The sequence below is a fragment of the Pantoea sp. X-Soil-TKNS-1211 genome (assembly GCF_059730495.1).
The window spans coordinates 3,930,507-3,950,437 of record NZ_AP035953.1 but is presented as its reverse complement, the minus strand read 5'-3'; the positions used below and the strand labels follow the sequence as shown (position 1 = coordinate 3,950,437).

Annotated in this window: 18 protein-coding genes; 12 read left to right on the top strand and 6 right to left on the bottom strand. The window is 54.1% G+C overall.

Annotated features, from left to right (window positions below):
- Positions 1-29 precede the first annotated feature (29 nt).
- Positions 30-260, bottom strand: coding sequence for a hypothetical protein (locus tag AC6I8W_RS18555; protein ID WP_497836187.1), 231 nt, complete (start codon positions 258-260; stop codon positions 30-32).
- Positions 261-288: 28 nt separating this feature from the next.
- Here AC6I8W_RS18555 and csrD point away from each other — a divergent pair, with 28 nt between their 5' ends.
- The 8 genes from csrD (at position 289) to tldD (ending at position 12,853) form a co-directional block, all read left to right on the top strand.
- Positions 289-2,235 carry an RNase E specificity factor CsrD gene (gene csrD, locus AC6I8W_RS18550; RefSeq protein WP_497836186.1) on the top strand — a complete coding sequence of 649 codons (1,947 nt, stop codon included), beginning with the start codon at positions 289-291 and terminating at the stop codon, positions 2,233-2,235.
- A gap of 310 nt (positions 2,236-2,545) precedes the next feature.
- Entirely contained in the window at positions 2,546-3,589 is a 1,044-nt protein-coding gene (gene mreB / locus AC6I8W_RS18545) for a rod shape-determining protein MreB (protein ID WP_003855260.1), read from the top strand.
- 199 nt (positions 3,590-3,788) lie between these two features.
- Positions 3,789-4,814 carry a rod shape-determining protein MreC gene (gene mreC / locus AC6I8W_RS18540; protein ID WP_497836185.1) on the top strand — a complete coding sequence of 342 codons (1,026 nt, stop codon included), beginning with the start codon at positions 3,789-3,791 and terminating at the stop codon, positions 4,812-4,814.
- A complete protein-coding gene (gene mreD / locus AC6I8W_RS18535) occupies positions 4,811-5,299 on the top strand; it encodes a rod shape-determining protein MreD (protein ID WP_013510723.1) in 489 nt (162 codons plus the stop codon). The genes mreC and mreD overlap by 4 nt, the downstream gene beginning before the upstream one ends.
- An 8-nt stretch (positions 5,300-5,307) precedes the next feature.
- Entirely contained in the window at positions 5,308-5,901 is a 594-nt protein-coding gene (locus AC6I8W_RS18530) for a Maf family protein (RefSeq protein WP_497836184.1), read from the top strand.
- Positions 5,891-7,360, top strand: a complete 1,470-nt coding sequence (gene rng, locus AC6I8W_RS18525) for a ribonuclease G (protein ID WP_480366204.1) — start codon at positions 5,891-5,893, stop codon at positions 7,358-7,360. The genes AC6I8W_RS18530 and rng overlap by 11 nt, the downstream gene beginning before the upstream one ends.
- Before the next feature lie 166 nt (positions 7,361-7,526).
- Positions 7,527-11,342 (top strand): AsmA2 domain-containing protein YhdP, encoded by a 3,816-nt coding sequence (gene yhdP / locus AC6I8W_RS18520; protein ID WP_497836183.1) that lies wholly within the window; start codon positions 7,527-7,529, stop codon positions 11,340-11,342.
- Between the two features lie 65 nt (positions 11,343-11,407).
- Positions 11,408-12,853 carry a metalloprotease TldD gene (tldD, locus tag AC6I8W_RS18515; RefSeq protein WP_497836182.1) on the top strand — a complete coding sequence of 482 codons (1,446 nt, stop codon included), beginning with the start codon at positions 11,408-11,410 and terminating at the stop codon, positions 12,851-12,853.
- 123 nt (positions 12,854-12,976) lie between these two features.
- Here tldD and aaeR read toward each other — a convergent pair whose 3' ends face one another.
- Positions 12,977-13,894, bottom strand: coding sequence for an HTH-type transcriptional activator AaeR (aaeR, locus tag AC6I8W_RS18510; RefSeq protein WP_497836181.1), 918 nt, complete (start codon positions 13,892-13,894; stop codon positions 12,977-12,979).
- Between the two features lie 269 nt (positions 13,895-14,163).
- Between aaeR and aaeX the strand changes: the two genes are divergently transcribed.
- The 4 genes from aaeX (at position 14,164) to AC6I8W_RS18490 (ending at position 17,723) form a co-directional block, all read left to right on the top strand.
- Positions 14,164-14,367, top strand: a complete 204-nt coding sequence (gene aaeX, locus AC6I8W_RS18505) for a p-hydroxybenzoic acid efflux pump operon protein AaeX (protein ID WP_013510717.1) — start codon at positions 14,164-14,166, stop codon at positions 14,365-14,367.
- A gap of 8 nt (positions 14,368-14,375) precedes the next feature.
- A complete protein-coding gene (gene aaeA, locus AC6I8W_RS18500; RefSeq protein ID WP_497836180.1) occupies positions 14,376-15,305 on the top strand; it encodes a p-hydroxybenzoic acid efflux pump subunit AaeA in 930 nt (309 codons plus the stop codon).
- A 9-nt stretch (positions 15,306-15,314) separates the two neighbouring features.
- Positions 15,315-17,267, top strand: coding sequence for a p-hydroxybenzoic acid efflux pump subunit AaeB (gene aaeB / locus AC6I8W_RS18495; RefSeq protein ID WP_497836179.1), 1,953 nt, complete (start codon positions 15,315-15,317; stop codon positions 17,265-17,267).
- Between the two features lie 186 nt (positions 17,268-17,453).
- On the top strand, positions 17,454-17,723 hold the full coding sequence (locus AC6I8W_RS18490) for a barstar family protein (protein ID WP_480371681.1): 270 nt from the start codon (positions 17,454-17,456) through the stop codon (positions 17,721-17,723).
- A 57-nt stretch (positions 17,724-17,780) separates the two neighbouring features.
- Here the strand turns inward: AC6I8W_RS18490 and yhcN (AC6I8W_RS18485) are convergent, their stop codons facing one another.
- From yhcN (AC6I8W_RS18485) to argR, 4 genes are all read right to left on the bottom strand, one after another.
- The gene (gene yhcN / locus AC6I8W_RS18485) at positions 17,781-18,044 is read right to left on the bottom strand and encodes a peroxide/acid stress response protein YhcN (protein ID WP_013510713.1); all 264 of its coding nucleotides are present in this window, start codon (positions 18,042-18,044) and stop codon (positions 17,781-17,783) included.
- A gap of 103 nt (positions 18,045-18,147) precedes the next feature.
- Positions 18,148-18,420 (bottom strand): YdgH/BhsA/McbA-like domain containing protein, encoded by a 273-nt coding sequence (locus tag AC6I8W_RS18480; protein ID WP_497836178.1) that lies wholly within the window; start codon positions 18,418-18,420, stop codon positions 18,148-18,150.
- 89 nt (positions 18,421-18,509) lie between these two features.
- The gene (yhcN, locus tag AC6I8W_RS18475) at positions 18,510-18,773 is read right to left on the bottom strand and encodes a peroxide/acid stress response protein YhcN (RefSeq protein WP_013510711.1); all 264 of its coding nucleotides are present in this window, start codon (positions 18,771-18,773) and stop codon (positions 18,510-18,512) included.
- Positions 18,774-19,263: 490 nt separating this feature from the next.
- A complete protein-coding gene (gene argR / locus AC6I8W_RS18470) occupies positions 19,264-19,734 on the bottom strand; it encodes a transcriptional regulator ArgR (RefSeq protein ID WP_480366182.1) in 471 nt (156 codons plus the stop codon).
- Between the last annotated feature and the right edge of the window lie 197 nt (positions 19,735-19,931).

The window sequence follows — 19,931 nt, the reverse complement described above, 5'->3', positions numbered from 1 at the left end:
CTCCGGCGTCATAAATAAAGCAAGCATGATCAAACCCTGAGCGGCACGCCAGTAAGTGCAGCAAAATGTGAAATTTCCTGGCTGCGCTTATCTTGAGAATAGGCTGAAAAAAATCTTGTGAAAGTCTGATGAACGATGTTTATCGTTATACTCGGCTTTGTCTGTGCAGCGATGTCGGCTGAACGCTGTTTCAGACGGTGATTTATGCTATTTTGCTCAGGTTTGCGCCAGTGGGGCTCGTGCAGACGGTTCTTTTCCATTCATAACCGCAGTGATACAGGCACAGGGATGCGATTAACCACGAAGTTTTCTGCGTTTATTACATTATTAAGTTTGCTGGCGATGTTGTTGATGCTGGTGGGCTGCGCTTTTAGTTTTATCTGGCTGTCACAGCAACGGGTTGAAACCCGTGTACAAACCCTGGCGACTGAAGTCGACAAAGCCCTGCTCACACAATCGCCACAAGATCTGACGCAGTGGCTAACACGCCTGATGCCGGTGATCAACGCCGAACAGCTCGAATTACATAGCGGCGATCGCGTGCTGTTTCGCCTCGCCCGTCATGAAAATCCGATGCTGGAAGATGAGCCAAACCGCTTTATTCAGTTTGATCTGCCACTGGTGCATTCATCCGGTCTGTCGTTGCGCGTCGTGGTGCTGGATCCGGCCAAAACCTGGTTTCGTTCCTTCACCGGCGCCTATACCTTGATCGTTATTTTTAGCGTGGTGCTGATCATGGCCTCGCTGTTGGTGATGACACACCGCTGGCTAAACCGTCACTGGCGTAATATGGAGCGGCTGGAAGCGCGGTCTGAGCGCATTCTGGCGGGAGACCGCCAGTCGCGTGAGGGGGAGGCGGCAGAGTGGCCGCCGAAGGCCAGCCATGCCATCGATCTGCTGCTGCATGATTTGCGCGAAGCGGGCGAGCAGCGGCTGCGCATCGACACCTTAATCCGAACCTTCGCCGCCCAGGATTCCCGCACCGGGCTGAATAATCGTTTGTTCTTCGATAACCAACTGGCGACCCTGCTGGAAGATCAGGAAGATGTTGGTACGCATGGCGTGGTAATGATGGTGCGCTTGCCGGACCTCGAAACACATCATGAAACCCTCGGCCCGGCTCTGGCTGAAGAGTACCTTTTTGACCTCATCAATATGCTGTCGACCTTTGTGTTGCGTTATCCTGGCGCGCTACTGGCGCGCTATTTCCGCAGTGACTTTGCGGTATTGTTGCCGCACCGTACCCTTAAAGAAGCCAACAACATTGCCGATCAACTGATTAATGCGGTGGATTCATTGCCGCCGATGCGCATGCTGGATCGCGATGATCTCATCCACATCGGCATCAGCGCATGGCGCAGCGGGCAAAGCGTGCCGCAGGTGATGGAAAATGTTGAGATGGCGACGCGACGTGCTGCTTTGCAGGGCGGTAACAATTGGTCAATTGGCGAGGGTAATCCGCTGGATATGGGACGTGGCAGCGTGCGCTGGCGCACCTTGCTGGAAAACACCCAAAGCCGTGGAGGGCCGCGTTTGTATCAGAAACCCGCCGTGATGCTGGACGGTAAAGTCCATCACCGCGAGATGCTGGCACGTATCTTTGATGGTGATAAAGAAGTGGTTTCGGCGGAGTTTATGCCGTTGGTGCAACAACTGGGGATGGCCGAGAGTTGGGACCGGCAGATGGTCACCCGTATCGCGGCGTTATCTGAGGTGTGGCCTGATGAAACGCTGGCGTTGCCGGTGAATATCGATTCACTGGTGCAGCGACCTTTTCAGCGCTGGCTGCAAAAACTTTTACTTCAGTGCAGCAAATCGCAAAGAAAACGTTTTTTATTTGAACTTGCCGAGGCGGATGTTTGTCAACACATCAACCGTTTAGTGCCGGTTTTCAAAATGCTAAGTGCGTTTGGTTGTCGCATAGCGGTCAACCAGGCGGGATTAACGGTGGTAAGCAGCGCCTATATTAAGCAATTTCCCGTTGAGTTGATCAAACTGGACCCTGGTCTGGTGCGCAATATTGAACGGCGCACGGAAAATCAGCTGTTTGTGCAAAGTCTGCTGGAGGTGTGTAAGTCCACGCCAACGCAGGTGTTTGCGGCTGGTGTCCGCACGCGTGCGGAGTGGCAAACGCTGGCAGGGCTTGGCGTTGCCGGAGGGCAGGGCGATTTCTTTGCCCCGTCGTTGCCCGTGAACAGTAACGTGAAAAAACATTCACAACGTTACCGGATATAGCCTTTCTGAGCTTGCTAACGGCGCTGATAGTTGTTTCCAGGTGTAAACGTGAAGTTTCTCGATCTCCAGCGCGATGGGAAATGTTAGATTTTATGTCCAGAATCGCCCGTGCTGGCTGGGCGAATAGCCGTAAAAGCGGCGGCTTAGCGCCGTTTATCGTTAGCTAACCGTGGCATACAATGCTGTAAAATTTAGCTAGCACATTTTTTCACCGAAGCGGAACGTTTTTGCGCCTTGTAGCGGCTTCGCGTGGTTGGTAAAGTAGGCGGATTTTATTTTCCGCCCCCAGCTTGCAGGATTATCCCTTAGTATGTTTAAAAAATTTCGTGGCATGTTTTCCAATGACTTGTCCATTGACCTGGGTACCGCGAATACCCTGATTTACGTGAAAGGACAAGGCATCGTGCTAAACGAGCCTTCCGTGGTTGCCATTCGTCAGGATCGTGCCGGCTCCCCAAAGAGCGTTGCCGCTGTCGGTCATGACGCTAAACAGATGCTTGGCCGTACGCCGGGCAATATCGCGGCTATTCGCCCGATGAAAGACGGCGTGATCGCTGACTTTTTCGTGACTGAAAAAATGCTGCAGCACTTTATCAAGCAGGTTCATAGCAACAGTTTTATGCGCCCCAGCCCACGCGTGCTGGTGTGTGTGCCAGTGGGTGCAACTCAGGTTGAACGCCGCGCAATTCGTGAATCTGCACAGGGTGCAGGAGCACGTGAAGTATTCCTGATTGAAGAACCGATGGCTGCTGCGATCGGTGCGGGTCTGCCGGTATCTGAAGCAACCGGTTCGATGGTGGTTGATATCGGTGGTGGTACCACTGAAGTGGCCGTCATCTCGCTGAACGGCGTGGTTTACTCCTCTTCAGTTCGTATTGGTGGTGACCGCTTCGATGAAGCTATCATTAATTATGTACGCCGCAACTATGGTTCGCTGATCGGTGAAGCGACCGCTGAGCGTATTAAGCATGAGATTGGTTCTGCGTATCCGGGCGATGAAGTGCGCGAAATCGAAGTGCGCGGTCGTAACCTGGCTGAAGGTGTGCCACGCGGCTTTACGCTGAACTCCAATGAAATCCTGGAAGCGTTGCAGGAACCACTGACCGGCATCGTGAGCGCGGTGATGGTAGCCCTGGAGCAGTGCCCGCCAGAACTGGCTTCCGACATTTCCGAGCGCGGTATGGTGCTGACGGGTGGCGGCGCGTTGCTGCGTAACCTCGATCGCCTGCTGATGGAAGAGACCGGTATTCCGGTGGTCGTGGCTGAAGATCCGTTGACCTGCGTAGCACGCGGCGGTGGTAAAGCGTTGGAAATGATCGACATGCACGGCGGCGATTTGTTCAGCGAGGAGTAAATCCTCATCGGCTGTGACCCTGGTCAAATTGCGCAGGGAGTTAGCGCCTATATCCAACTTCATTCGGGCTGCAGGAGTGCGCGTAAGTAACGCATCTGCAGTTTGAAGGAGGGGGATATGACTATGATGCGTCCAGCCATGGAGGCGCAGGTCCTGATACCCGCGCTTCTTCCCTGATGTCGAGGAACACGCAGATTTTATGAAGCCGATTTTTAGCAGGGGGCCATCCCTGCAGTTGCGCCTTTTTCTGGCAGTCATTGTGGCTATTGCGATAATTATCGCCGACAGTCGCGTGGGCTCCTTTTCCCAGATTCGCAACTACCTGGACACCTCGGTCAGTCCCTTTTACTTCCTGGCAAACGGGCCAAGAGAGCTGCTTGACGGCGTCTCCGCCACGCTGGCTTCTCGTCAGCAGCTGGAGCAGGAAAATAAGGCACTGCGCCGCGAGCTCTTCCTGAAAAACAGCGACCTGCTCATGCTGGGGCAATACAAGCAGGAAAACGCGCGTCTGCGCGAGCTGCTCGGCTCACCGCTGCGTCAGGATGAACACAAAATGGTGACGCAGGTGATCTCTACCGGCACCGATCCTTACACCGATCAAGTGGTTATCGACAAAGGCAGCGTAAACGGCGTTTACGAAGGCCAGCCGGTGATCAGCGACAAAGGTGTCGTCGGGCAGGTGGTGGCGGTGGGTCAGGTGACCAGCCGTGTGCTGCTGATCTGTGATGCTTCCCATGCGCTGCCAATCCAGGTACTGCGTAACGATATCCGCGTGATTGCGGCCGGTAACGGCTGCAATGAAGACCTGCAACTTGAGCATTTGCCGGGTAACATCGACATTCGCGTCGGTGATGTACTGGTAACCTCGGGTCTGGGTGGTCGTTTCCCGGAAGGCTATCCAGTGGGTGTGGTGTCGTCGGTTAAAGTGGACACGCAGCGTGCGTACACTATTATCCAGGCGCATCCAACTGCGGGCCTACAGCGTCTGCGCTATCTGCTGCTGCTGTGGGGGGCCGATCGTAACGGCGATATGCCAATGGCGCCGGATGAAGTGCATCGTGTCGCCAATGAACGTTTAATGCAGATGATGCCACAGGTCTTGCCGCCAGCCGGTGAGATGGGGCCGCCTGCACCAACCAGTCAACAGATGGGTCCACCCGCGCCAGCCAGCAATGGCAGCAGTTCGCAGGTAACACCGGCGAACTCGCGTGGAGGCCAACCTTGAGTAGCTATCGCAGCCAGGGCCGTTGGGTCATCTGGCTGTCCTTTCTGATTGCCCTCATCCTGCAAATCATGCCCTGGCCAGAACAAATTTATATGTTCAGGCCGTCATGGTTGTTGCTGATCCTGATTTATTGGGTACTGGCGCTGCCACATCGGGTGAATGTCGGTACTGGCTTCGTGCTGGGTGCCATTATGGATCTGGTGGCAGGCTCCACGCTGGGTGTACGTGCGCTGGCATTGAGTATCATCGCCTATCTGGTCGCCTTTAAATTCCAGCTTTTCCGTAACTTGGCATTGTGGCAGCAGGCATTAATGGTTATGGTGCTTTCGCTGGCGGTGGATGTTATTGTTTTCTGGGCGGAATTTTTGGTGATCAATGTCTCCTTTCGTCCAGAAATCTTCTGGAGTAGCGTTGTCGACGGCATCCTCTGGCCCTGGCTATTCTTATTAATGAGAAAGATTCGCCGTCAGTTCGCTGTTCAGTAAGGAAAACTATGATAACCCTGTATCTGGCTTCCGGTTCACCGCGTCGACGTGAGCTGTTAACGCAGCTTGGCCTGCAATTTGAGCGTCTGATCACTGAGGTGGAAGAACAGCGTCAGCCGGAAGAGGGCGCCGAAGCCTATGTCTGTCGGCTGGCGCGTGACAAAGCCCTGGCAGGCGTCGGTGTCGCCCCACAGGATCTGCCGGTACTTGGTGCTGACACTATCGTGGTTTTGAATGGCGAGGTACTGGAAAAACCACGCGATTCCGCCCATGCTCAGCAGATGCTAAGCAAGCTTTCCGGGCAGACGCATCAGGTCATGACTGCGGTGGCGCTGGCCGATCGTCAGCGACAACTGGATTGTCTGGTGGTTACCGACGTGACTTTTCGCAAGATCACGGCAGAAGAAATTGTGCACTATATCGCCAGCGGCGAACCGATGGATAAAGCGGGCGCTTACGGGATACAGGGCATCGGCGGGAACTTTGTCCGCAAAATTAATGGAAGCTATCACGCAGTGGTGGGGCTGCCGCTGGTTGAGACCGGCGAGTTACTCAGCAATTTCCAGTCGCTGCGTGCGCTAAGGGGACAAGATGACGGCTGAATTGCTGGTAAATGTGACACCCTCTGAAACGCGCGTCGCCTATATTGATGGCGGCATTCTGCAGGAAATCCACATTGAGCGCGAAGCGCGCCGTGGCATTGTCGGCAACATCTATAAAGGACGCGTCAGTCGTGTGCTACCCGGCATGCAGGCGGCGTTTGTCGACATTGGCCTCGACAAGGCTGCTTTTCTGCACGCTTCCGATATTATGCCGCACACCGAATGTGTTGCCGGTGATGAGCAAAAGAATTTCAGCGTACGTGATATTGCCGAACTGGTACGTCAGGGGCAGGACTTAATGGTGCAGGTGGTGAAAGACCCGCTTGGTACTAAAGGCGCACGCCTGACCACCGATATTACCCTGCCTTCGCGCTATCTGGTTTTTATGCCGGGTGCTTCTCACGTCGGCGTTTCTCAGCGCATTGAAAGCGAAGCTGAACGCGAACGCCTGAAAGCGGTAGTGGCCGCCTATTGTGATGATCTTGGCGGCTTTATCATCCGTACTGCTGCGGAAGGCATTGGCGAAGAGGAGCTGGCGCAGGATGCGGCATTCCTCAAACGTCTGTGGACCAAGGTCAGTGAACGTAAAAAGCGTAACCTGACGCGTTGCCTGTTGTATGGCGAACTGGCGCTGGCGCAGCGGGTATTGCGTGACTTTGCCGGTGCCGCGCTGGATCGTATCCGCGTGGATTCCCGCCTGACCTGCGATCTGCTGGTGGAATTCACCGGTGAATATATTCCAGAGATGGCCAGCAAGCTGGAGCTATACAGTGGTAAGCAGCCGATCTTTGATCTTTACGATGTGGAGAATGAGATCCAGCGTTCGCTTGATCGCAAAGTCGAGCTGAAATCAGGCGGTTACTTGATCATTGATCAAACCGAAGCGATGACCACCATCGATATCAATACCGGTGCGTTTGTCGGCCATCGCAATCTGGACGAAACCATTTTCAACACCAATATTGAAGCCACGCAGGCGATTGCTCGCCAACTGAGGCTGCGTAATCTCGGTGGCATCATCATTATCGATTTTATTGATATGAGTAACGATGACCATCGCCGTCGCGTACTGCATTCGCTGGAAAGCGCGTTGAGCAAAGATCGGGTCAAAACCGGGATCAACGGTTTTTCTGCGCTTGGCCTGGTCGAGATGACGCGTAAACGCACACGCGAAAGCATTGAGCATGTGCTATGCGCCGATTGTCCGGTGTGTAAAGGGCGCGGCACGTTGAAAACGGTAGAAACCGTGTGTTACGAGATCATGCGTGAGATTGTCCGCGTGCATCATGCGTACGATTCGGACCGTTTTCTGGTGTACGTGTCACCGGCGGTGGGGGAAGCGCTGAAAAGCGATGAGTCACATGCGTTGGCCGAAGTGGAGATCTTCGTCGGCAAACAGGTGAAAGTCCATGTTGAACCGCTCTACAATCAGGAGCAGTTTGACGTGGTAATGATGTAACTTTCTTGTTAATGCTGGCCTTGCACGACGTTTTGTCATGGAATCGGGCTAAAAATACCCCCTTTTTTGGGGTAACATGCGCTTGCGTCCCGATTGTTCCGCACTGATAACGGTCAGGGCATGAGAGGTATCGATCCGTAATCCGGCGGAAGACAAGGAGAGGTGTGTGAGGCGGTTGCCGAGGATTTTGTTACTGCTGCTCGCCACAATCATCGTTATTGTGGCGCTGCTGGTCAGCGGGTTGCGCCTCGTCATGCCGCATCTCAACAGCTACCGCAGCGACATTTTGCAGGCTGTATCCCGCGTCACTGGCGTGCCGGTGCAGGCCAGTGAGTTGCAGGGGCGCTGGGAAAACTTCGGTCCCACGCTGCAAATACGCGATCTGCATGTTGACCTGAAAGACCAGGGGCAAATGCGTATCGACCGTGTCAACCTGGCGCTGAATATCTGGCAGTCCCTGCTTCAGGGACGCTGGCAGTTTCGCGATCTCACCTTCTGGCAGATGCATGTCGAACTCAATCGTCAGCTACTGACCAGCGATGAACAGAAAAACAGTTTCAAACCCACGCAAATCAACGAACTTTTCCTGCGGCAGTTCGACCATTTTGACCTGCGCGACAGCAGCCTCCGTTTTCTCACGCCTTCCGGGCAACACGCCGAACTGGCGATCCCTCGTCTCACCTGGCTGAACGAAAAAACGCGGCACCGTGCTGAAGGTGAAGTGAGCCTGTCCAGTTTTACCGGCCAGCATGGCGTGGTGCAGGTACGCCTCGACCTCAGTGACAACAATGGTCTGCTGGATGCGGGTCGTATCTGGATGCAGGCGGATGACGTAGATGTGCGCCCGTGGATTGGCCGCTGGCTGCGTGATAACACCAGCCTCGAAAGCGCGCGTTTCAGCCTTGCCGCGTGGGTGAACCTGCGTGATGGTGATGTTTATGCTGGAGATTTGCTGCTACGCCAGGGTGGCGCGCGGTGGCGCGGCGAACAGGGCGACCATCAGTTGCAGGTTGATGGGTTAACCGCCCATCTGTCCCGTTACCAGAATGGCTGGATAGTATCCGTACCGCAAACTCGCCTCAGCACCGATGGTGTCGCCTGGGCGCCGGGTCATTTCTCGCTGTTGTGGAAACCGGAAGATAAGCAGTTGCTCGGGGCGAATAACGCGCCGGAAATCCGCGTGCGTGCTACCCAACTGGATTTGCAACGGCTGGCACCTCTGGTGCCGCTGTTCAGGCCGCTCTCCCCGGCGATGTTCGATAACTGGCGGGCATTACAGCCACAGGGCCACATTGATACGCTGGCGCTGGATATTCCGTTGCAACAGCCTGAGCAGACACGTTTGCAGGCCAAATGGCGCGATTTAAGCTGGCAGCACTGGGAGCTACTGCCGGGCATCAGTAACCTGAGCGGCAGCGCCAACGGCAGCCTGAGTCATGGGGCGCTGGATGTGGCGATGGGGCAGGCGGAAGTGCCTTATGGCGACATGTTCCAGGCTCCATTACAAATTCAGCAGGTGACCGGTAAGCTCAACTGGCAACATGATGACAATGGTCTGACGCTGGATGGTCATCAGTTGGACGTGAAGGCGCGTTCATTGTGGGCGCGCGGGGACTTCCTCTACCAGCAAAACCTCGGCAAAGCACCGCGTCTCGATATCCTGGCGGGCATCCGTGTCACCGATGCGGGCGATGCCTGGCGTTATTTCCCGGAACCGCTGATGGGCCACGGTCTGACCCACTATCTCAGCAACGCCATCAAAGGCGGTCAGGTAGATAACGCCACCTTGCTGTTCGCCGGTGATCCTACGTTGTTCCCGTTCAAGCATAACGACGGCATGTTTGAGGTTTGGGTGCCGTTACGTCATGCCACCTATGAATTCCAGCCCGGCTGGCCTGCTATCAACAATCTCGACATTGACCTCGACTTCGTCAATGACGGTCTGTGGATGAAGGCCGAACAGGCGAAACTGGGTGAGGTCGACGCCCGCAATATCAGTGCGATCATCCCGGATTATCTGAAAGAGAAGCTGATTATTGACGGCGATCTGAGTGGTGAGGGCAAGCAGATTGCGGATTACTTCGAGCAAACGCCGTTGAAACCGACGCTGGGTGCCGCCCTGCAACAATTACAGATTAAGGGCAACACCCGCGGTCACCTTAACCTCGACATTCCGCTCGATGGCGAGCTGGTCCATGCCAGTGGCAATGTGGTGATGAACAATAACAGCTTGTACATCAAACCGTTAAAAACCACGCTGAACAACCTTACCGGGCGCTTCCGCTACAACAACGGCAATCTTGAAAGCGAAGAGATGCAGGCGAACTGGTTTGGGCAACCGGTGGGCGTCAGCTTCAGTACTCAGGAGAATCCAAACGACTTTGGTGTCAACGTTAAGCTACTGGGAGACTGGCCGCTGGCAAAACTGAAAATGTTGCCAGCAACGGTAACCAGCCAGCTTAGCGGCAACCTGGCGTGGCAAGGTAATGTCGACATCACCCTGCCACACAAAGGTGGGGCCAGCTACAAGGTAGATCTGAAAGGTGATGGCAAAGATGTAAGCAGTCACTTACCTGTGCCACTCTACAAGAAAGCGGGAGCAGCGCTGCCGGTGACGATTTCCGCCAGTGGCAACCTGAACGGATTCGAACTGAGTGGTAGCGTGCTGGGAAATCATCGGTTTAACAGCCGTTGGTTGCTGGAACCGCAGTTGCGCGTCGATCGCGGTATCTGGCTCAACGATACGAAAACCATACCGAAGCTGCCGGACAAGCGCGGCATGGTGCTGAACTTGCCAGAGATCGATGGCGAAGCCTGGATGGGGCTGCTGGCTGGCGCAGGCGGTTCGCGCAATGCGCAGGGCGAGACCAACGTTGGGGGTGCGCTGCTGCCGGACGATGTCACGCTGCATACGCCGGCGCTGACCCTGGCGGGTCAGCAATGGCATGACCTCAATGCCACGGTGAATCAGGGGCCGACCGGTAACACCCAGGTGAAGTTGGAGAGCCGCGAAGCACGCGGCAGTCTCAACACCGCACAACATGGTCCGTGGCAACTTGCGCTCAGCTACCTTTATTACAATCCTGAATGGGCGGGAAAAGAGGGTGAGGCATCATCACCTTTCGGCGACAACACCACAGTCAATTTCGCCGACTGGCCGGCGCTGCAACTGAGCTGCCAGGAGTGCTGGCTGCGTGGGCAGAAATTCGGTCATATGCAGGCGCAATTGCAACCTCATGGAGATACGTTAGCACTTACTAACGGTTCGGTGGATACCGGCAGTTCAAAGCTGAGTATCAATGGCGAGTGGGTGAATAAACCGGGCGAGCAACGTACTTCACTGAAAGGAACCCTGAGTGGTAACAATATCAACGATGCCACCAACTGGTTTGGTGTTAACACCCCGCTGCGCGATGCATCCTTTAAAGTCGACTACGATTTGCACTGGCGTTCTGCACCGTGGCAACCCTCAGAGCCGACGCTGAGTGGCACGCTGAAAACTCATTTCGGTAAAGGCCAAATCGCCGATGTGAATACCGGCCGGGCCGGGCAGTTGCTGCGCCTGATGAGCTTTGACGCATTGCTGCGTAAACTGCGCTTCGATTTCAGCGACACTTTCAGTCAGGGCTTCTTCTTTGATTCCATTAACGGCACCGCCTGGATTGAAAATGGCGTGATGCATACCGATAACCTGTTGGTGGATGGTCTGGAAGCGGATATCGCCATGCAGGGCAAGGTGGATCTGGTGAAACGTGAGATCGATATGGAAGCGGTGGTTGCACCCGAAATTTCGGCCTCAGTGGGTGTGGCTACAGCGTTTGTGATCAATCCGGTGGTGGGCGCGGCGGTATTTGCCGCCAGTAAAGTGCTGGGGCCACTGTGGAGTAAAATTTCGCTATTGCGTTATCACATCAGTGGACCGCTGGATAAGCCGGAAATCCATGAGGTGCTACGCAAACCGCGCGAAAACGACAAGAAGTGAATTTGACGCCGTCGGGGAATTGCCGCAGGCTATGAAATATCTGAGCGTAAAATGAGTGAGAAACGATGACTCTGAATCTGGTAAGTGAGCAGTTGCTAACTGCGAACAGCATTAATCAGCAGGACCTTTTTTCCCTGTTAGGGCAGCTTTCAGAACGTCGTCTGGATTATGCCGATCTCTACTTTCAGTCCAGCTTCCATGAATCATGGGTGCTGGAAGACAAAATCATTAAAGACGGTTCGTACCATATCGATCAGGGCGTGGGCGTCCGTGCGGTCAGCGGTGAGAAAACGGGTTTTGCTTATGCTGACCAGATCACCCTGAATGCGTTGCGCCAGTCGGCTGAAGCCGCACGCAGCATTGTACGCGAACAGGGCAATGGCAAAGCCCATACCCTCTCGGCAGTGATCAACCGTTCGCTGTATGCCGCGGTGAATCCGCTGGACAGCCTGACGCGTGAAGACAAAATCGCTCTGTTGCATCGTGTTGATAAAGTGGCGCGCGCCGCCGATCCCCGCGTCCAGGAAGTCAATGCCAGTCTGACCGGCGTTTACGAACAAGTGCTGGTGGCGGCGACCGATGGCACGCTGGCCGCCGATGTGCGTCCACTGGTACGTCTGTCGATCAGCGTCCAGGTGGAAGACCAGGGTAAACGTGAACGCGGCTCCAGCGGCGGCGGTGCGCGTACCGGTTATGAATTCTTCCTCGCCGATGAAAGCGGCGATGTGCGTGCGGATGCCTGGGCGCGCGAGGCGGTGCGTATGGCGCTGGTTAACCTCTCGGCGGTTGCGGCTCCGGCCGGTACGTTGCCGGTGGTGCTGGGCGCAGGCTGGCCGGGCGTGCTGCTGCACGAAGCGGTTGGACACGGACTCGAAGGCGACTTTAACCGCCGTGCGACCTCGGTGTTCAGCGGCAAAATGGGCCAGTTGGTAGCATCTGAACTCTGTACCGTGGTGGATGACGGTACTATCGAAGGTCTGCGTGGCTCCCTGGCGGTAGACGATGAAGGCGTACCGGGACAATACAACGTGTTGATTGAAAACGGTGTGCTGAAAGGTTACATGCAGGACAAACTCAATGCGCGTTTGATGGGGGTTAATCCTACCGGGAACGGCCGCCGTGAATCCTATGCGCATCTGCCGATGCCGCGTATGACCAACACCTATATGCTGGCGGGGAAATCCACACCGCAGGACATCATTGCCAGTGTGGAATATGGCCTGTATGCCCCGAACTTTGGCGGCGGCCAGGTGGATATCACCTCCGGTAAGTTCGTGTTCTCTACGTCGGAAGCCTATCTGATTGAGAACGGCAAAGTGACCAAACCGGTGAAAGGTGCCACGCTGATTGGCTCCGGTATCGAAGCTATGCAGCAGATTTCCATGGTGGGTAACGACCTGGCGCTGGATAAAGGCGTCGGTGTGTGTGGCAAAGAGGGGCAGAGCGTGCCGGTGGGCGTGGGTCAGCCGACACTGAAGCTCGATAAACTCACGGTCGGCGGAACCGCCTGATTCAGCACTGATTCGTAGCGGCGCGATTTATCGCGCGGTTTTTTCCAGACGTCGGCACTTTGCCCCGTCTGGCTTGCGCAATAAATTGCACCGCTACAGTCTCAGTCTATGCATAAGTAACACTTAGTTTTTACGGTGCTGCTGATACTGGCGCGCCACCCGTTTGAAATACTCAGTCAGATAGTCGATACACACCTGCACTTTCAGCGGTAATTTATCTTTTTCGGTATACAACGCATAAACCGGTCTGGGTGCCGACTGATATTGCGTAAACAGGATATCGATCTCACCGGTATTGATCTCGTTAATCACCCACATCAACGGTACATAGGCGATGCCACACCCGGCTTTCAGCCAGCGGATCAGCGTCAGCGAATCATTGGTGACAAAGCGTCCCTGCGGTGTCAGACGTGTAACCAGACCTTCTGGTGCAATCAACTCAAAGGTGTTGTCCGGCCGTACGCTGTATTCCAGCCACGAAAAATTATCGATCTCGCCCGGCTTTTCCGGCGTGCCGTGCTGTGCCAGATAGCTTTTTGCGGCGCATACCACCATCGGCATCGCTCCCAGACGTCGCGAGAACAGGCTGGAGTCCTGCAACTCACCGACGCGTATCACCAGGTCCAGCCCGTTAGCAATTAAATCCGGCGCAGGAATACCGGTGACTAAATTGACGCTTAAACCCGGATATTCACGTAGCATATCGCTGGTCATATCAGCGAGGACATTTTGCGCCATTGTCGACGAGCTGCCGATACGTAAAATACCAATCGGTGTGTTGTTGAAAGCATACAGTTGCTCGTGTACCTGCATCGCTTCAGCCAGCATGCGGCGGCAGCCCTGATAATAGATTCTGCCCGCTTCGGTCAGGCCAATACTGCGGGTGCTGCGGTTCAGCAATTTGACCTGTAGCTCATCTTCCAGTTTCGCGACTATCTGGCTAATCGACGAAACGCTAAGATGAAGCTGACGTGCCGCGGCGGTAAAGGAACCTAATTCAACCACTTTGGCGAAGATGGACATGCCTTTAAGTCGTTCCATTGTTTACTCTGGCTAAAAAGTGATTTAGCTCACAATATGTAGATAACGTATAGTCAAGCGCGTTACTATACGCACGCTGGGTCATTTCACCGCACCTTAACACGGCAGTGAATCTGCCTGTGTTTGTCAGATGATACGCTATGATTAGCTCAAACGGCCTGAATGTTGCCATCAGTCTACCCGTCATCCCATTATCATCAACCCGTCGTGCTTCGTGGCGTATGGGCAGGTATCGGTGCAATCCGGCAAGGTCGAACTAAGGAACCGAAATGAGTGTGCTTCCGGTATTTGTCGTATTTGGGCTGTCTTTCCCGCCCATCTTCATTGAACTGATTGTTTCGCTGGCGCTGTTCTGGCTGGTGAAACGCGTGCTGACGCCCAGCGGATTGTATGATCTGGTTTGGCATCCGGCACTTTTTAACACAGCGCTTTATTGCTGTGTGTTTTACCTTGTATCCCGTTTATTCGTCTGAGGTTTTAAGTGAAAGCGCTAATAAGAAAAATCGCGCGCTACGCGATTACTCTCCTGCTGGTTGTCGTCGCTATCGTGATCATCTTCCGTGCCTGGGTGTTCTACACCGAATCCCCGTGGACGCGTGATGCAAAATTCTCCGCCGATGTCGTGGCGATCTCTCCGGATGTGACCGGGCTGATCACCGATGTGCCGGTCCGTGATAACCAACTGGTGAAGAAGGGCGACACGTTGTTTGTGGTTGACCGTCCCCGTTATCAGAAGGCACTGGATGAAGCGCAGGCCGATGTCGAGTACTACCAGGCTGTCGCGAACGAAAAACGTCGTGAAGCGGCACGCCGTAATCAGCTCGGCACCAGCGCGATGTCGCGTGAAGCTATCGATCAGGCCAACAACGACCTGACCACCACCGAGCATCAACTGGCGAAAGCCATTGCGACGCGCGATCTGGCGGTGATCGATCTGGATCGCACCACCATCAAAGCTCCGTCTGACGGCTGGGTCACCAACCTCAACGTCTATCAGGGCGAGTTCATTACCCGTGGTTCAGTGGCAGTGGCTCTGGTGCAGCAGCATACGTTCTACGTGCTGGCCTACATGGAAGAAACCAAGCTGGATGGTGTGCGTCCGGGCTTTCGTGCGGAAATCACCCCGCTGGGTAGCAATACCGTGCTGCGCGGCACCGTCGACAGTATTGCAGCAGGCGTTACCGACAGCAGTAGCACCAATGACAGCAAAGGCATGGCCACCGTTGACTCCAATCTGGAGTGGGTGCGTCTGGCACAGCGTGTACCGGTACGTATTCATCTCGACGATCAACCTGGCAACCGCTTCCCGGCAGGCACCACCGCTACCGTGGTGATCACCGGCGAGAAGGATCGTGAGACGCAAGCCTCACCGATGAGCAAATTGTTTAATCGCCTGCGTGAGTTTGGTTAAGAGGGCGATATGATTGAGTTTCTGCGTTTCCCGGTGAAGCTGACGTTTGCGCTGGTAGCGGCGCTAATCATCGGCTTTCACTTCAATCTGGAAACGCCGCGCTGGGCGGTGATGACCGCCGGGATTGTGGCGGGTGGCACCGCCTTTGCCGCCGGAGGCGATCCCTACTCCGGCGCGCTGCGCTATCGTGGCATTTTGCGCATTATCGGAACGTTCATCGGCAGCGTGGCGGCTCTGACCATTATGATCGCCACTGTGCGCGCCCCGGTGGTGATGCTGCTACTGTGCTGCCTGTGGGCCGGTTTCTGCGTCTGGCTCTCCTCGCTGATTAAAGTCGAAAACTCCTACGCTCTTGGTCTGGCGGGTTACACCGCGCTGATTATCGTCGTCACCGCCGATGCCAGCGGTGGACTGACGCTGGCACCGCAGTTTGCGGTTGAGCGTTGTAGCGAAATCGTGCTGGGTATTCTGTGTGCCATTCTGGCCGATATGATTTTCTCGCCCCGTTCGATCAAAAAAGTGATCGACCAGGAAGTGGATTCCCTGCTGGTGGCGCATTACAAACTACTGCAACTCTGCGTCGCGCACGGCGATAAAGATGAAGTCGACAAAGCGTGGAGCGCGCTGGTGCGTCGCACCACAGCGCTGAACACCATGCGCAGCCAGTTGATGATGGAATCATCACGCTGGAAGAACAGCAGCCGTCGCTTGCAGATGCTGAATACCTTGTCTTTAACCTTGATTACGCAGGCCGCTGAAACCTTCCTGATCCAGAATTCCCGCCCGGACTACATCTCGCCGCAATATCGGCTTTTGATCGAAAAAGAAGTCAAAAGTGTCGATGACGTGCACAAGCGCATGAAAATTATGCGCCGGGTGATTGGTGTCAGTAGCAAATCCACGCCGCTGACGCTCGCCAGCTGGGTTGGTGCGGCCACCGAGTATCTGCTGCTGATAAATGGGGTGAGGAGCAATAGTCGCATCACCACACTGGAAGAAGGAATCCTGCAACGTGAAGTAGTGATTCAGGCGCGTTCTGCTGAAACCCATCATGCCATGATCAACGGCGTGCGTACCTTTGTCGCGACGGCGATTGGCTCGCTTTTCTGGCTGTACACCGGCTGGACCTCCGGCAGTGGCTGTATGGTGATGCTGGCGGTAATTACTGCGCTGGCGATGCGTACCCCGAATCCGTTGATGATGGCAAAAGACTTCCTCTACGGTATGACGGTTGCGGTGCCGCTGGGGGCGCTCTACTTTATCTACGTCCTGCCTTCGACCCAGCAAAGTATGTTGTTACTTTGCATTGCCATTGGCCTGCTGGGCTTTATTGGCGGCATCTTTGTGCAGCGCCGACAGTTGGGAACTCTGGGGGCGCTGATCGGCACCATCAACGTGTTGGTGCTGGATAACCCAATGAAGTTCGAGTTCAACGTGTTTCTCGATAACGTACTCGGTCAGGTGATTGGTTGCTTTGTGGCGATGATGGTCATCCTGCTGATTCGTGATAAATCAAAAGCACGTACCGGACGTAAATTACTGAACCGCTTTATGTATGCGGCAGTCGCAGCGATGACCACCAATCAGGCGCGTCGTCGAGAGAACCATTTGCCAGCGCTGTATCAACAACTGTTTCTGCTGCTCAATTTGTTTCCCGGTGATATCAATAAATACCGTATCGCGCTGACGCTGATTATCGGCCATCAACGCTTACGCAATGCGGAGGTGCCGATCAATGCGGACCTCTCGGCGTATCACCGCCAGCTGCGATCCACGGCTGACCAGGTAATCTCCACGCGTAGCGATGATAAACGCCGTATCTATTTTGAGCAGCTGCTACGCGAGCTGGATATCTATCAGGAGAAACTCCAGCACTATGCGGCACCGAGCAGTGTGACGGAGCCAGTGAAACGTTTAGCCAATATGCTGAGCAAGTACCAGAACACATTGATTCAAATCTGAAACGAGCCACCGCACCCAGCGGTGGCTCACTCTCACCAAACCCACCGTTAATGCCATCTATACTTTCCTGACGGGATGCGAACTGTCAGGGGAAGAAGGGCATTCACTTCTCCCGCAGCAACACAATCATTTCAACGCAGGCTACCCGGTCTAATGGGCAGTGGTACAGAAAAGAGAGTCGTCATGATGAGAATCGAACGTTTTGATTTCGATGAAATCGTCGATCAGGCGCACTTCTTCCGCCAGTTTAGCGACCGTTTTGCGCTGGCGGATCTGGCGATTACTGATTTGGACGATCTCTGGGAAGTGGTGACAGGCGATCAATTGCCGTTGCCGCTGGAGATTGAGTTTATTCACTTGGGATCAGGACAGAAGCGACGCTATGGGGCGTTGCTTTTGCTGTTTGATGAAGCAGAAGAGGAGCTGGATGGTCAGCTCCGCTTTAATGTGAAGTAACGCAAAAAGGGCCCCGGCGAGCGGGGCCAAAGGGTTCGTCAAGCAGTTGACGAGGAATTACTTATACAGTTCAGCAGTGATGTGATAGTTGTCGCCGGTACGGGCTTCAATCACTTTATAGGCGCTGGCACCTTGTTCATCGGCTTTCTGTGACAGCTGAGCACGATAATCCATGGGTGCACCGGCAGTACCACTGATGGTGACTGTCCCCGCAGGCTGCATATTCTGAGCCTGTTCTGCAGTGACCAGTTGTGCGGCAGAGGCACCGAAGGTCAACAGTGAGAGCAGGCTAGCGGTTGCGATGGTTGCTTTGATTTTCATTGTTCGTCTCCTCATTACAATCAACAACCTGCGGTGGTGAGTGGGGAGCGGGTCGTCGATGCATATCCAGGCGCCGCTCGGGCGCCGGATAATCATTTATCGATTATTTGTACAGTTCAGCAGTGACGTGATAGGTGTCATTCTGATTGTTTTCAATGATGCGATAGTGGCTGGCACCCTGAGCATCGGCTTTTGCTGACAGCTCCTGACGGATGTTGGTCTGGTCGCCATCACGGCCGCTGATGCTGATAGTTTGGTTCAGCGGTTGCAGATTCATGGTGTCTGCCTGTTCATTGGTAATCAGGCTGGCTGCGCTGGCACCGAAAGAAAGAACAGAGGCCAGGCTCAGAACTGCGATAGATAATTTAGTTTTCATGATTCACTCTCCTGAATTTGGGTGGACAACCTGAGCGCAATCGCGTCTCAAATGGGTTGTCGTTCACATTGCGTCTTGTTTCGGCGAACTTATTTATAAAGTTCAGCAGTCGCGTGGTAGGTGTTGTCATTACGCGCTTCGATAACGCGATAAGCTTTAGCACCTTGCTGATCTGCTTTTTCGCTCAGTTGCTGATGGATATCCATCGGCGAACCAGCCGTGCCGCTGACACTGATGGTGCCGGCCGGTTGCAGATTCATTGCCTGGTCGGCGTTAATGGAATCTGCGGCGAAAGCGCCAAATGACAGGGCAGATAGAATGCTCAGGGTTGCGATAGTAGTTTTAACTTTCATGATTATTTCCTCGTCGTCTGTTTTTCTCTTTTTGTTTGGTGTGATTTGCATCACGAAAAGAAGTATAGATCTAATCACCCATGAAATTAATATTCTGCTAATAATGTTTGGTTGTTATTCTTTGTCCTTATGACAACTTTTAATAACTGAGTGTTATAAAAACCGCCTGGTTTCTGCCCAATGCCTGTTAATTGCATGTAAAAACAACGGCCTATGTCATTTTATCTTTCTGTGCGAAATATCTCGGTTGATCTCGCTGGCTGATACATAAGGAGTGGCTTTTATGGCTGATGTTGGTATGTAAAGCAGTGTAAAATAGCGCGAAAGGTTAAGCAGGGTAAAAGGTCCTACCAATTACATCAGGGCGTGAGAACGGACAGGAATATGTTTAATACCTTGTTTCTGGTGGATTTTACATTAAGCGTGGTGCCTGGAAGGGCGAATGGGGGAGTTGTTACCGGCAGGTAATCTGCCGGTAACAGGCAGGGTTTTATAGCTCTTGTTCGAATAACATCAGCACAGCGTCATGGAGTTGCTTAACGGTGAACGTGCGTGCAGGGGTAATAAAGATGGTGTCATCCCCGGCAATAGTACCGAGAATGCCTTCGGCTTTACCCAGTGAATCCAGCAGGCGGGCGATAAGCTGTGCGGCACCAGGACTGGTATGAATCACCACCAGCGCATCGTTGTAGTCGATATCCAGCACCAGATTTTTCAGCGGGCTGGTGGTAGTCGGCACGCCCAGTTCGGCTGGAAGGCAGTACACCATCTCCATTTTCGCGTTACGCGTGCGCACCGCACCGAACTTGGTAAGCATACGAGAAACTTTTGACTGATTGATGTTCTCGAAGCCGTCTTCCTGTAACGCCTGCACAATTTCACCCTGAGAGCTGAATTTCTCTTCTTTCAACAGGGCTTTGAACGCCTTAACCAGGTCGTCTTGCTTAGATGGGTTTCGCATAGGTTACCGATAAAAAGAGGGATGCGTCGGGCAACAGGCCCATGCAGATAAATTATTATGCATTTAAATGAATTTTTATGCAATAAACAGGTGAGGATTTCGCCGGGGGGAGGTCTGCGAGGGCGGCGATCATAACAGAGATTTACCGCTACGCCAAAATCGCGGTGTGGCGCGCAAAAGCGAAGGTTGCAATGTTG